This is a genomic window from Mesorhizobium sp. L103C131B0, assembly GCF_000502275.1.
In the GTDB taxonomy this organism is placed as follows: Bacteria; Pseudomonadota; Alphaproteobacteria; order Rhizobiales; family Rhizobiaceae; genus Mesorhizobium.
The window spans coordinates 150,539-163,146 of sequence record NZ_AYXC01000010.1; the positions used below are offsets into that span (position 1 = coordinate 150,539).

Consider the following 12,608-nt stretch of genomic DNA (forward strand, 5'->3'; position numbering starts at 1 on the left):
TGACGAGGCAATCAGGCCGCCAGAACATTCTACTGCCTACTGCCTACTGCCTACTGCCTACCACATATCCACCACCCCTTCGTCCGTCAGCTCTGCAAGCGCCAACGACTGGTCAAGATGCTCGGCGCGCCAGGCAAGCAGTCGCTCGGCAAATTCAAGCCGCACGCTGAGATAGGCCGGGTCGGCGGCAACGTTGGCCAGTTCGCCCGGATCCTTCTGCATGTCGAAGAGCAGCGGCGGCAGGCCGCCGCCGAAATGCACGTATTTGAATTTTTCCGTACGGATGACGGCGAGGTTGCACTGGCGCGAGCCGATGCCGAAATGCCGTTCGGCCTCACCGCTGGCAATCGAGCGGAAGTCGAACTCCCAATGCGCCGCGTCGCGCCAATCCTTAGGCGGTTCATCTTGCAGGAACGGTTTTAGCGAGCGGCCGTCGAGATGCAGCTGGGCGTCGGCGTCCAGCAGATCGAGCAAGGTCGGGAAGATGTCGACGGCCTCGGTGAAGTGGTTGACGGTCGAGCCGGCTGCATTGCCGTGACGCGGGTCGCGCACGATCAATGGGATGTGATAGCTGCCGTCGAAGAAGCCGCCTTTGCCCAGCATGAAATGGTCGCCCATCATCTCGGCGTGGTCCGAAGTCAGCACGATGATGGTGTCATCCCATGCATTCGCCGTCTTGATCGCTTGCCAGATGCGGCCAAGCTGCGCGTCGACCTCCGAGATCATGCCGTAATAGATCGCGCGGATGGCCCGGATGTTGTCGTCGCCCCAGTCGCGCACGTGGCCGTCGGTGCCGGGGCGGAAGCTTCTCCGCTTCTGGCGACCAAGGTCGTAAGCCAGATAGGGATGCCTTTGCGCCTCGGCCTGCCAAGTCTCGACATGGCGGAAGGGCGGTCCGTCCGCCGGATCATACAGCGTGTTGTAGGGCCGCGGTACGACAAAGGGCGGATGCGGGCTGATGAAGGAGACATGCGCGAACCATGGCGAATCCTGTTCGTCCAGCCAGCGAATGAATTCGCCGGCAAGAAAAGCGGTCGGCGTCTCGTCCCTGGAATAGACAGGCGGCGCGCTGGTCACGGCGTCGCCCGCTTCCCCGCCTACGGGGCGGTGAATGCCGGGAGAGCCCGCGCTGGTGTCGACGCCACGTGCCTTCAGCCATGACAGCCATGGTTTCTGATGCTCAGGCAGGAACTGGCGAACGCTGAAGCCGGGCAGCACGCCCTCATAGCTTTTCAGCCGGGGATCGCCCGGCGCCATCGTGCGCGGATCGGGCGAGACGTCGGTGTAGCCGAACAAAGTCGGATCATAGCCGAGGGCGCGGGCCGAAAGCGCCATGTTGCCGTGGCGGGCGTCGAGCGGCGTGCCGTTGCGGCAGACGCGATTGTTCATCTGGTAGAGGCCGGTGTAGAGGCACGCGCGGGCCGGCGAGCAGGGCGCCGCGCCGCCGTAATGCCGCATGAAAAGGACGCCTTCGGCGGCGAGCGCATCGGCATTCGGCGTCTTCACCACGGCATGGCCGGCAGCCGACAGGCAATCGCCCCGCCATTGGTCGCAGGAGATCAATAGGATGTTCGGGCGTCTGCTTTTCGCGGCCAATGCTCTATCCTGTCACGTCGGGAAGACGTTCAATGAACCGGAATTTGGCGGCAGCGCAAGCCTGTCAGTCTTGCTTAAATGGTGAACGAAATTTCCTGCTGTTCACTATTGGGATACAGTCCATTCTGAGTTTGCCGCCTTTGCCATTGCCAGGCGGCCCCTCATATAGGCGTGGACAGCGGCAAGAGCCGCAAACCGAAGGGAAGGAGCAAGACAATGCTCGACCAGATCAAGGGCCTGCATCACGTGACGTCGATGGCCGGCGATGCGCGCCAGAACAATAATTTCTTCACGCACAAGCTCGGCCTGCGCCGGGTCAAGAAGACCGTCAACTTCGACGCGCCAGATGTCTATCACCTCTATTATGGTGACGAGCACGGTACGCCCGGCTCGGTGATGACCTATTTTCCGTTCCCGGACATTGCCAGGGGCCGCCATGGCGTCGGGGAAGTCGGTACCACGGCCTATTCGGTGCCGGCCGGCACGCTCGGCTATTGGGAAAAGCGCTTCGCCGATGAAGGCGTTGCGGGTGTCTCCCGCGAAGAGACGTTCGGCGAGAAGCGGCTGGCCTTCGCCGGTCCCGACGGCGACGGTTTCGCGCTGGTCGAAGACAAGGCGGACAGCCGCGCGCCATGGTTGAAAGGCGGCATTCCCGCTGATGAGGCGATACGCGGCTTCCACTCGGTCTCGCTCAGATTGAAGGATGGTGGCGCCACGGAAGAGCTGTTGAAGTTCATGGGCTATGAGCAAGTGGACAAGTCCGGCAGTGTCAGCCGGCTCGCCATCAAGAACGGCAACGGCGCTGATGTCGTCGATATCGAATCGCTTCCTACCGCGGGCTTTGCCAATCTCGGCGCCGGCTCGGTCCACCATGTCGCCTTCGCGGTGGAGAACCGCGCCCAGCAGCTCGAAGTGCGCAAGGCGCTGATCGATACGGGTTATGGCGTGACGCCGGTGATCGACCGCGACTATTTCTGGGCGATCTACTTCCGAACGCCGGGCGGCGTGCTGTTCGAAGTCGCCACCAATGAGCCGGGCTTCGACCGCGACGAGGACACCGCCCATCTCGGCGAAGCCCTGAAACTGCCGACGCAGCACCAGCATCTGCGGCCCTATCTTGAAGAGCATCTGCAGAAGCTGGAAGGCTGAGACGATGAGCAAGGAAGCTTACATCCATAAGGCGCTGCCGGGTTCGCCCGGCGGCCCGCTGCTCTTCGTCTTTCACGGCACCGGCGCGGACGAGAGCCAGCTGCTGTCGCTCGGGCGCGACCTCGCGCCACAGGCGACGATCGTATCGCCGCGCGGCGATGTTTCCGAGCATGGTGCGGCGCGTTTCTTCCGCCGCACCGGCGAGGGCGTCTACGACATGGACGACCTCGCGCGGGCGACCGCCAAGATGGCCGGTTTCGTCAAGGCGCAGGTGGCAGCGGCAAGGCCATCTTCGGTCTTGGGTCTCGGCTATTCCAACGGCGCCAACATCCTGGCGTCCGTAATGTTCGCCGCGCCCGAGCTGTTCGATGCGGCGGTGCTGATGCACCCGCTGATCCCGTTCGAACCGCAGGTGCAGGGCAGCCTTGCCGGACGCCGCATCCTGGTCACCGCCGGCAAGCGCGACCCGATCTGCCCGCCCAACCTGACATCCCGGCTGGAGGCCTATTTGCGCGCCGATGGCGCCGATGTCACAGTGGAGTGGCACGATGGCGGCCACGAAATTCGACCAAACGAGATCGAAGCGGCGAGGCGGCTTTTTGCCGATGCGCCGGTTGAAGGAGCAAGCGATGCCTGACGAATTGCCTGAGATCGAACTCGAGGACCGCGGCTCGAAGGGACGTTATGTGCTGCGCGGACCCGGCGGCGCCGAGGCGGAAATGACCTTCACCAAGGTCGGCGAGCACCAGATCATCATCGATCACACCGAAGTGCCGGACGTGTTTCGCGGCCAGGGCGCCGGCCTTCGGCTTGTCACACGCGCCGTCGAGGACGCGCGGGCAGTGGGCAAGAAGATCATCCCGCTCTGCCCCTTCGCCAACGCCCAGTTCCGCCGCCATCCGGAATGGGCGGATGTGCTGAAGCAATAGACCTTTTTCCCTTCTCCCCTTGTGGGGTGAGTTGCCGGTCGCCGAAGGCGAATTCATCGTGCCGGTGGCACGATGAAAGGCCGGCGAACGCCGGGACGCTGCGAAGCAGCGGGGACCCGGCAGGTGGTCGGAGTCGCTCAGCCACAAGAGCGAACGCCTCTCTGGCATTTGCGCAGTTCGGCCTTCTTGCCTAAGTACACAGTTCGCTGCGGTTCGTCCGCTCCTGCCAACTGACCGAATGGCTTCCTGATGACCGAATCCGATCTCGTCCCCGTCTTCGACGGCCACAACGACACGCTGCTGCGACTGTACCAGTCGAAAGACACCGACGTCGAAAAGCTGTTCATCGAGGGGACGCAGGGCGGTCATATAGATCTGCCGCGCGCCAAGAAGGGCGGCTTTGCCGGCGGCATTTTCGCGATCTTCCCGCCGCCGGTCGAGAAGAGCAAACGCTCTGCGGTGCCGCCGGCGCCGAGCGACAATGAGCCATTGCCGCCGGAACTGCCACGCGCTGATGCGCTCAATTCCACCATCGGCATGGCCTCGATCCTGTTTCGGCTGGAGCGAGCGGGGGCGCTGACCGTCTGCCGCAGTGCCGGTGACATTCGCGAGGCGATGGCGAAAGGTTCGATCGCGGCGGTGTTTCACATCGAAGGCGTCGAGGCGATCGATCCCGAACTTACCTTGCTCGACGTGCTCTACGAAGCCGGCCTGCGCTCGCTCGGCATTGTCTGGAGCCGACCCAACGCCTTCGGCCATGGCGTCCCGTTCCGCTTTCCGTCGTCGCCCGATACCGGACCGGGGCTGACCGATGCCGGCAAGGCGCTGGTCAAGGCCTGCAATCAGCTCAAGATCATGGTCGACCTGTCACATCTCAACGAAAAGGGCTTTCGCGATGTCGCCGCGCTCAGCGATGCGCCGCTGGTCGCCACTCATTCCAACGTGCATGCGCTGTGCACCCATTCGCGCAACCTGACGGACTGGCAGCTCGGCGCTATCCGCGAGACCGGCGGCATGGTCGGGCTCAACTTCGCCACCGGCTTCCTGCGCGAAGACGGACGGATGAACTCGGACACCAGCCTCGACATCATGGTGCGCCATGTCGACTCGCTGCTGCAGGCGCTGGGCGAGGACGGCGTCGGTCTCGGCTCCGATTTCGACGGCGCCATGATCCCGGCGGTCATCGGCGACGTTGCCGGTCTGCCAAAGCTGGTAGATGCGCTGGCCGCGCGCGGCTTCGGACGCGCGCTGATCGAGAAGATCGCCTATCGCAACTGGCTGAACGTTCTCGAAAGAACCATAGGCTGAGGCTTAAGCGCCCATGCGCTTCAGCCAATCCTGGCCGCCGCGATCCCTGATCATCGGCAGCGGGTTCTCCCAGTCCAGCCGCGCGCAGATGCGGTAGACTTCGAGCGTCTCGGCGCTCATTTCGCCGCGCTTGTAGAAGTACATGGCGGCGGCATAGCGGGTACGACCCGACCATTTTTCGCCGAGCGGCGTGTTGACCAGCTGCCACTGTTCGGCGGCTTCCGTCTCATCATCCGGTTCGTCGGCCATGATCAGAAATCCGCCGGCGGATTGGCGGTGCGGCGGTCGAGCTTGATGAAAGGACGGGCCACCACCTTGGCCCGCTTCATCAGCTTCTGGTACTGCAACTCGCGCATGGCGTAGATCTCGACCCAGAGGTCTTCCACCATCGTATCACCATAGGGACGCGTCAGCGAGGCGATGGCGATATTGCGCTTGGCCATCGGCGACCAGATGGCGGCGCTGACCAGCCCGACCTCCTGATGCTTCTTGTGGTAGACGATGGCGTGCTCGGCCGGGATGTTGCCTTCGATCTCCAGCCCGACCAGCATGTGGCGCAGCTTGCGTTTGGCGCGCGCTTCGAGCATGGCGCGGCGGCCATTGAAATGGCCTTTTCCCAAATCGACCATAAAGCCGAGACCGATCTCGTCCGGCATGCGCAGACGGTCGGCGCGAATGGCATGCTCGGCGGTGGTGAAGTCGGCATTGGCGACGATGAGGCCGGCTTCCAGCCGGGCGCGGTTGAGGGCGGCGTAGCCGATGGCGCGGATGCCGCGCAGTTCGCCTGCCGTCATCAGGCGGTCCCAGAGGCTGAGCGCTTTTTCGGCCGGCACGAACAGTTCGTAGCCGAGATCGCCGGTGAAGCCGGTGCGTGAGATGGTGACGGTGCTACCGTCATGCGGGAACTCGGCGAGATCGAACACTTTGAGTTTTTCAACGCCGGCAAAGCCGGCCTCGCGCAGCACGGCGAAGGAGGTTGGGCCTTGCAGAGCGAGACCAGCGACGCTTCCAGTCTCTTCTTCGACGGTCACTTCGAAACCGATGGCGCTGTCGAGCAGCCAGGGCAGGTGCCGCTCCTGCGAACACAGGCGGAAGCGGGTCGGCGACAGCCGGAACAGCGTGCCGTCATCGAGGACAAAACCTTCGTCGTCGCACCATGCGGTGTAGTGGACGCGGCCCGGGTTCAGCTTGGTGACATCGCGCAGCGTGACGCGATCGAGGAAGGCTTCGGCATCCGGACCCTCGATCCGGTATTTGGTCATCGGCGAGATGTCGAACAAAGCCGCCTGGCTGCGGATGGCGAAATATTCGAGTTCCTCGTCCCACAGCGAATGCGGCGCGCGATAGCCGGCCCAATTGTACCAGTCCTGAGTTTTGGCCAGCGCATCGATGCGCGGCTGGAACGGCGTGCCGAGACGCAGTGTGCGGAAATGCGACTGCGCTGTGGTGCGGGCGGCGTTGTTGATCGGACTCGTCATGACGGCATTCCTTCGCCGTAGAGTGCGGCGTTGACTGGCTGAAACATCCGGTCATCCCTTCGTCGCTATGATGCGCCGCGCCGCATTAAAACCGGGAGCACCCGAAACGCCGCCGCCTGGATGCGAACCGGCGCCGGCCAGGAACAGCCCCTCGATCGGCGTGTCGTAGCCCGACCAGCCGGAGACCGGCCGCGACATCAGCATCTGGTCGGCCTGCAATTCGCCGTGGTGCCAGTGGCCGCCCGGCATGCGGTAGTTGGCTTCGATATCGGCTGGCGTCAAAAGCTCGGCATGCAGCACGGACTTGCCAATACCGGGGGCGTACGCTTCGAGCTGCGCCAAAACAGCCTTGAGGAATTTCGGCTTGCCGGCATCCCAACCCTCTTTCAGCGCATAAGGCGCGTATTGCACGATCGCCGATAGCACGCAGGCGCCACTTGGCGCGAGCGACGGGTCGGAGAGCGAGGGCAGTGTGATCTCCATCACCGGTTCGGCTGAGAACTCGCCATATTTTGACGGGTTGAAGGCGCGCTCGACATGGTCGGGCGAGGGCGCGATGACCAGACGGCCCTTGTGATTATCGGCGTCGACGCCGGAAAATTGCGGTTGCCGTTCGAGCGCCAGATGGAGCTTCGCCGCATCGCCCCTCATGCGGATGTTTTTTACCTTGCGCACGAAACCCGTGTCGATCTCGCGGGGGCCGACGAGATCGAGCATGGTGGTCGCCGGGTTGATGGCGGAGACGATCGTTCTGGCGTGCAGCACCTCGCCGCCGTCGAGGGTCACGCCGACGGCGCGGCCTTTCTCGACGACTATCCTGGCCACGGGCGCTGCCGTGCGGATGGTGACGCCGGCTTTCTCCGCCGCCGCGCGGATCGCGGCGACGACCGCACCCATGCCACCTTTCGGCAGCATCTGCGCGCCGGTTTTGCCGCCGGTCTCGCCGGCCAGCCGATAGTAGAGGCCGAGCAGGGAGGTCGGCGAGCGCGGACCGAGATGGCTGCCAAGCGTGGCGTCGAAGGCAAGCAGGCCCTTCAGCCTGATATCGGCAAGCTGTTCGTCGAGCAGGTCGGCGACGTTCATCAGGAGAACGCGCAGGAAGTCGCGCATGTCTTCCTTGCCGAGCTTTTTCAGCGCCACGGCCGTCTGGCCGAGCGCTGCGGTTTCAAGCAGCGACATGCCACCGAGATCGGGCGGGCGCCGCGACAGGAACGGTTTCAGGATGCCGGCATAGCGCAGAAGTTGCGCGCGCAATTCCTCCCAGGCCGCCTGCTCGGATGGAGTGGAGCCGGTCAGCACCTCGCCATAGGCGCCATGCAGGACAAGCGGCGGGCCGTCCTTCGCCAAGGCGACCGACGGCATGAAGTCTGTACGGGTGACCTGCAGCCCGTGTTTCTCCAGCTCCAATTTCTTCACCACGTCGGGGTGCAGGCGGTTCAGCACATGCGCGATCGAGGAGACCCGAAAACCCGGCGCAAACTCTCCGGTGCGCGCCGCGCCGCCGACATCGCCGGCCGCTTCCAGCACCAGCACCTTGCGGCCGGCTTTCGCCAGAGTGGCGGCAGCGACAAGGCCGTTGTGGCCACCGCCAATGATAATGGCATCAAATGACGTCATGGGCCGGGCTCATATGGGAGGTCGATTTGGCGAGGTCGCGCAGGATCTCGGCTGCCGCATTGCGGCCGGGTGCGCCCATGACGCCGCCGCCGGGATGGGTCGAGGAGCCGCACATATAGAGCCCGCCGACCGGCGAGCGGTATTGTGCGTAGCCCGGCACCGGCCGGTTGAACAGCAGCTGGTCGAAGGTCAGCTCGCCCTGGAAAATATTGCCTTCGGTCAGCCCAACCTCGGCCTCGATCTCGCGTGGCGTGCGCACCTCCATATGGACGATGCGGTCGCGGAAGCCTGGCGAGTATTCCGCGATCTGCGCAACCACGCTTTCAGCGAAACCGTCGCGGTCGGCATCGGTCCAGTCCTGGCCATTCACCTTGGGCGGCGCGTACTGCACGAAGCAACTCATAAAATGCTTGCCCGGCGGCGCCATGGTCGGGTCGAGCGTCGTTGGGATGACCATGTCGAGGAATGGGTCGGCCGACCAGCGACCGGCCTTCCAGTCGTCATAGGCGCGCTCCATGCGCTCCATGGAATCGGTGAAATGCATGTCGCCGCGATAAACGGGTGAATCCTTCGGCAGTGCCGGGAATTCCGGCAGAGAATCCAGCGCGATGTTGACCTTGCCGGAGGAGCCGCGGATCTTGAAGTTCCTGACCCGCCGCAGGAAAATGTCGGGCAGTTCCTTCTCCTCGACCAGTTTCAGGAATGTGCGTTTGACGTCGGCGTTGGAGACGACGAGCTTGCCGTAGACCTCCTCGCCGCCGGCCAGCACCACGCCCTTGGCCTTGCCTCGGCTCACCAGCACATGGTCGACCTCGGCGCCGGTGCGGATAGCGCCGCCGGACGCCTTGAATGAAGCGGCGAGCGCCTTGGTGACGGCGCCCATGCCGCCGCGCGCATAGCCCCAGGCGCCGACCGAGCCGTCGACCTCACCCATATAATGGTGCAGCAGCACGTAGGCTGTGCCGGGCGACATCGGCCCGAGCGCGGTACCGATAATGCCGGACAAAGCGAAGTTCGCCTTGATGACATCGGTCTCAAAATATTCGTCGAGGAATTCCGAGATCGACATGGTCCAGAAGCGCAGCGTCAGCGCCATTTCTTCTGATGACAGGCCGACGAATTTCTTGCCGAGATAGAGAAGCTCTCCGAGGTCGCGCGGCTTGAGACTGGCCGGGTCCGGTGCGGTGCGCATCAGCAGCGGCTGGATGAAACGGCACTGCCGCGTCACGTCGCGCGAATAGCGGTCATAGGCCTCCGCGTCGCGCCTGGAGAAGCGGGCGAATTCGCGCCGGTGCGCATCGTGGTCACGGTAGTTGGCGAGGTAGTCGCCGTCGCGGGTGAACACGGCGCCGCCTTCATAGGAAATAACCTGCAAGCCGAAACGCGGCAGTTCGAGGTCGCGCATGATCTCGGGGCGAAACAGCGAGCAGACATAGGAGCAGTTGGAGTAGAGGAAGCCCGGCGTCAGCTCGCGGCTGGTGGCGGCGCCGCCGACCCAGTCGTTCTTTTCCACCACCAGCACGTCGAGCCCGGCGCGTTGCAAATAGCAGGCGTTGACCAGGCCGTTGTGTCCGCCGCCGATGACGATCGCATCCCAAGCTTTCATTCGCGCCCAGCCTTCATGGTGCTCGACCCTTCATTTTCGCGTGATTTGTCGCCGAATGCGCGGAATTTGGCACGGCAGCGGCTATTCTGTCCAGCCATTCTGAATGAATGTTCAACAAATGATATTGCGTTTTCCTGTTAATACGCTACGCTTTGCCGGCATTCGAACCTGCGCAATTCGGCTGACGGGACTTAAGGTCTGATGATCGAAACGGCAGATGGCGAGCCGGAATATGACGACGCCGCGATCCGCTTCCTCGAGGCGCTGTGGGGCGAGGGCTATCTGTCGCCGGGCGGACCAGACGAGGTCGACCGGGTGGTCGAAGGGCTGTCGCTCAGGGGCAAGACGATCCTCGACATCGGCTGCGGCTCCGGCGGCATCGCGCTGCATCTGGTGGAGCGCCACGGTGCTGCTCATGCCACCGGCTTCGACATCGAGCGGCCGGTGATCGAGGCGGCCAGAAAGCATGCCGCTGCACGATGGCTTTCAGACCGCGCCAGCTTCGTCCAGGCGCCGCCGGGGCCGCTGCCTTTTGCCGACGCTTCGTTCGATGTCGTCTTCTCCAAGGATGCGCTGGTGCACGTGTCCGACAAGGACGCGCTGTTTGCGGAAATCTTCCGCGTGCTGAAGCCGGGCGGCGTCCTTGCCGCCTCCGACTGGCTGATCGGCCATGACGGCGAGCCGTCATCTGAGATGAAGGCCTATGTCGCGGCCGAAGGCCTGTCCTTCGCCATGGCCTCGCCGGCACGCTATGCGCAAGCGATGCGCAGCGCCGGCTTTGCCGATGTCACTGTGAAGGACCGCAATTCTTGGTACCGCGAGGTCGCACGCGGCGAGCTGGAAAGGCTGAAAGGCCCGCTCTACGAGACGGCGGCAGTCGCGGTCGGAGCGGCCTATGTCGACAAGAACATCAAGACCTGGGAAGCCATGCAGAAGGTGCTTGACAGTGGCGAGCACCGTCCCACTCATCTTCGCGGGTGGAAGCCGGCTGTGGTGGGATAGCCGGCAATGTGGAGCATGACGGCACCGATGAAAGCTGCAGCGCGCGAAGAGCGATCCTCCGACACGTCTGGAAAAACCGAGCCGGAAAAACGCGGCCGCAAGGCGTCGAAGGAGGTCAGGCAACAGCAGCTGATCGAAGCGACCATCGATTCGCTGGCCAAGCGCGGTTATTCGGAAACGACGATGGCCGATGTCGCTGACGGCGCCGGCCTGTCGCGCGGCATCGTCAACTTCCATTTCGAGAGCAAGGAGAAGCTACTCGTCGCCACGCTGGCCTATATGGCCGACGAATATGCGGCGCATTGGCGCGTCGCGCTGACCAAGGCCGGCGAGGATCCAGCCCGGCAGCTGCGGGCGCTGGTCGCCGCCGATTTCGACCGTTCGATCTGCAACAAGCGCAAGCTCGCGGCGTGGTGCGCGTTCTGGGGCGAGGCCAAGTCGCGGCCGACCTACCAGGCGCTGTGCGGCGCGCGCGACGCGGCCTACCAGAAGATCTTCATCGACCTCTGTGCCACGCTCAAGCAGGGCGGTGGTTATGGCTATGAGCCGCAGGTCATGGCGCTCGCGCTCAGCGCCATGCTGGAGGGCTTGTGGCTGCGGCTGATGATGGGCACCGAGGACGTCACCCGTGAGAGCGCGCTGCAGGCGGCAAACGAATTCCTGTCAGCCGCTTTTCCGAAACACTATCCGCCGGACAGCGGACGTTGACAACAACCGGCGGATCCAAGCCGGAGCGAACAATCAGAAACAAAGAGGATGGAACAGCATGAAAAGAACAACCCGACGCCTGACACTGACATTGGCGCTGACGGCGACGCTGGCTGGTTCGGCCGCGGCGATTGCGGTCGCCGCCGACAAGGACCTGATCGTGTTCGACTGGTCGGGCTATGAGGACCCGAGCTTCCACCCCAAATATGTCGAGAAGAACGGCGACTCGCCGACCTTCGCCTTCTTCGGCGACGAGGACGAAGCCTTCGAGAAAGTGCGCTCCGGTTTCAAGGCCGATCTTGGCCATCCCTGCTCGCAGAGCGTGACAAAGTGGCGTGAGGCGGGGCTGCTGCAGCCGCTCGACACCTCGAAGATCACCGGCTGGAAGGATCTCAATCCCGGCATCATGGCGATGAAGGATCTGGCCACCACTTCGGACGGCAAGGCCTGGTTCATGCCGTGGGACTGGGGCAACACCCAGCTCACCTACAACTCCGACAAGATCGACGCGAAGGATGTGCAGTCGCTGAAGGCCTTCTCCGATCCCAAGTTCAAGGGGCGGGTCTCAATCGGCGACAATGTCGACGACGCCTATGCGCTGGCCAGCCTTGCCATCGGGCTCAAGGACTGGACCAAGATGACGGACGACCAGTTCAAGCAGGCGTCCGATTTCCTGCGCCAAGTGCACAAGAATGTCCGCTCCTACTGGACCGATACCACCGACGTCGTGCAGTTGCTGAGCGGCGGCGAGGTCGATCTCGCCTGGGCATGGAACGATGCCACGGTACAATCCGTCGCTGCCGGTGTGCCGATCAAGTCCAAGAAGGATACGGACGAAGGCATCTCGACCTGGGTCTGCGGCTACGTGCTGTTCAAGGACGCACCCGGCAATGTCGACAAGGCCTATGACTACCTCAACGCGATCAACGATCCCGAGACCGCCAAGGTGCTGGTCAAGGACTGGGGTTATGGCCAGGCCAACGCCAAGGGCATGGCCGGCGTCGACCCGGCGATCCTGAAAGAAAAGGGCTATGACGACGTGCAGAAATTCGTCGACAAGACCCTGTTCCAATCGCCCGTGCCGTCGTCGCTCAAGCTCAAGATGATCGCCGAATTCGAGAAGATCAAGGCAGGCTACTAAAGCTCTGTCCGGCCTCCTCCGTCTGCCTGTCAGTGCGCCGGGCAGACGGTCTCGCCAAGGCCGCTGAAATTCCG

Annotated in this window: 12 protein-coding genes; 7 read left to right on the plus strand and 5 right to left on the minus strand. The window is 63.5% G+C overall.

The window, feature by feature from the left end; translation table 11 throughout:
* Positions 1 to 57 precede the first annotated feature (57 nt).
* The gene (locus X730_RS0134040) at positions 58 to 1,596 is read right to left on the minus strand and encodes an alkaline phosphatase family protein (protein WP_031197104.1); all 1,539 of its coding nucleotides are present in this window, start codon (positions 1,594 to 1,596) and stop codon (positions 58 to 60) included.
* Positions 1,597 to 1,812: 216 nt separating this feature from the next.
* Here X730_RS0134040 and X730_RS146830 point away from each other — a divergent pair, with 216 nt between their 5' ends.
* From X730_RS146830 to X730_RS146815, 4 genes are all read left to right on the plus strand, one after another.
* Positions 1,813 to 2,745: a VOC family protein gene (locus X730_RS146830; protein WP_023724468.1), complete on the plus strand. Its 933-nt coding sequence runs from the start codon at positions 1,813 to 1,815 to the stop codon at positions 2,743 to 2,745.
* Between the two features lie 4 nt (positions 2,746 to 2,749).
* Positions 2,750 to 3,382: an alpha/beta hydrolase gene (locus X730_RS146825; RefSeq protein ID WP_023826744.1), complete on the plus strand. Its 633-nt coding sequence runs from the start codon at positions 2,750 to 2,752 to the stop codon at positions 3,380 to 3,382.
* The gene (locus X730_RS146820; protein WP_023683956.1) at positions 3,375 to 3,674 is read left to right on the plus strand and encodes a GNAT family N-acetyltransferase; all 300 of its coding nucleotides are present in this window, start codon (positions 3,375 to 3,377) and stop codon (positions 3,672 to 3,674) included. The genes X730_RS146825 and X730_RS146820 overlap by 8 nt, the downstream gene beginning before the upstream one ends.
* A gap of 249 nt (positions 3,675 to 3,923) precedes the next feature.
* Positions 3,924 to 4,982: a dipeptidase gene (locus tag X730_RS146815; protein ID WP_023826745.1), complete on the plus strand. Its 1,059-nt coding sequence runs from the start codon at positions 3,924 to 3,926 to the stop codon at positions 4,980 to 4,982.
* A gap of 3 nt (positions 4,983 to 4,985) precedes the next feature.
* Here X730_RS146815 and X730_RS146810 read toward each other — a convergent pair whose 3' ends face one another.
* The 4 genes from X730_RS146810 to X730_RS146795 are packed head-to-tail and all read right to left on the minus strand — an operon-like array spanning position 4,986 to position 9,683.
* Positions 4,986 to 5,231: a hypothetical protein gene (locus X730_RS146810; protein WP_023690115.1), complete on the minus strand. Its 246-nt coding sequence runs from the start codon at positions 5,229 to 5,231 to the stop codon at positions 4,986 to 4,988.
* Positions 5,232 to 5,233: 2 nt separating this feature from the next.
* Positions 5,234 to 6,460 (minus strand): aminomethyltransferase family protein, encoded by a 1,227-nt coding sequence (locus X730_RS146805; RefSeq protein WP_023826746.1) that lies wholly within the window; start codon positions 6,458 to 6,460, stop codon positions 5,234 to 5,236.
* A gap of 51 nt (positions 6,461 to 6,511) precedes the next feature.
* Positions 6,512 to 8,077, minus strand: coding sequence for an NAD(P)/FAD-dependent oxidoreductase (locus X730_RS146800; RefSeq protein ID WP_023756493.1), 1,566 nt, complete (start codon positions 8,075 to 8,077; stop codon positions 6,512 to 6,514).
* Positions 8,064 to 9,683 (minus strand): NAD(P)/FAD-dependent oxidoreductase, encoded by a 1,620-nt coding sequence (locus X730_RS146795; RefSeq protein WP_023754157.1) that lies wholly within the window; start codon positions 9,681 to 9,683, stop codon positions 8,064 to 8,066. The genes X730_RS146800 and X730_RS146795 overlap by 14 nt, the downstream gene beginning before the upstream one ends.
* 201 nt (positions 9,684 to 9,884) lie before the next feature.
* Between X730_RS146795 and X730_RS146790 the strand changes: the two genes are divergently transcribed.
* Genes X730_RS146790 through X730_RS146780 form a run of 3 tightly spaced genes read left to right on the plus strand, consistent with a single transcriptional unit; the run spans position 9,885 to position 12,534 of the window.
* Positions 9,885 to 10,685: a class I SAM-dependent methyltransferase gene (locus tag X730_RS146790; protein ID WP_023754158.1), complete on the plus strand. Its 801-nt coding sequence runs from the start codon at positions 9,885 to 9,887 to the stop codon at positions 10,683 to 10,685.
* Positions 10,686 to 10,712: 27 nt separating this feature from the next.
* A complete protein-coding gene (betI, locus tag X730_RS146785; RefSeq protein WP_023690120.1) occupies positions 10,713 to 11,393 on the plus strand; it encodes a transcriptional regulator BetI in 681 nt (226 codons plus the stop codon).
* Positions 11,394 to 11,451: 58 nt separating this feature from the next.
* Complete coding sequence (locus tag X730_RS146780) at positions 11,452 to 12,534, plus strand: ABC transporter substrate-binding protein (RefSeq protein WP_023826747.1); 1,083 nt, start codon at positions 11,452 to 11,454, stop codon at positions 12,532 to 12,534.
* Positions 12,535 to 12,608 lie beyond the last annotated feature (74 nt).

Excerpts from the sequence above, each read along its gene's own strand:
- X730_RS146790 (WP_023754158.1), top strand. The coding sequence starts at position 9,885 with ATGATCGAAACGGCAGATGGCGAGCCGGAATATGACGACGCCGCGATC.
- betI (WP_023690120.1), top strand. The coding sequence starts at position 10,713 with ATGAAAGCTGCAGCGCGCGAAGAGCGATCCTCCGACACGTCTGGAAAA.
- X730_RS146805 (WP_023826746.1), bottom strand. The coding sequence starts at position 6,460 with ATGACGAGTCCGATCAACAACGCCGCCCGCACCACAGCGCAGTCGCAT.
- X730_RS146800 (WP_023756493.1), bottom strand. The coding sequence starts at position 8,077 with ATGACGTCATTTGATGCCATTATCATTGGCGGTGGCCACAACGGCCTT.
- X730_RS146795 (WP_023754157.1), bottom strand. The coding sequence starts at position 9,683 with ATGAAAGCTTGGGATGCGATCGTCATCGGCGGCGGACACAACGGCCTG.
- X730_RS146810 (WP_023690115.1), bottom strand. The coding sequence starts at position 5,231 with ATGGCCGACGAACCGGATGATGAGACGGAAGCCGCCGAACAGTGGCAG.
- X730_RS146780 (WP_023826747.1), top strand. The coding sequence starts at position 11,452 with ATGAAAAGAACAACCCGACGCCTGACACTGACATTGGCGCTGACGGCG.
- X730_RS146830 (WP_023724468.1), top strand. The coding sequence starts at position 1,813 with ATGCTCGACCAGATCAAGGGCCTGCATCACGTGACGTCGATGGCCGGC.
- X730_RS146820 (WP_023683956.1), top strand. The coding sequence starts at position 3,375 with ATGCCTGACGAATTGCCTGAGATCGAACTCGAGGACCGCGGCTCGAAG.
- X730_RS146815 (WP_023826745.1), top strand. The coding sequence starts at position 3,924 with ATGACCGAATCCGATCTCGTCCCCGTCTTCGACGGCCACAACGACACG.
- X730_RS146825 (WP_023826744.1), top strand. The coding sequence starts at position 2,750 with ATGAGCAAGGAAGCTTACATCCATAAGGCGCTGCCGGGTTCGCCCGGC.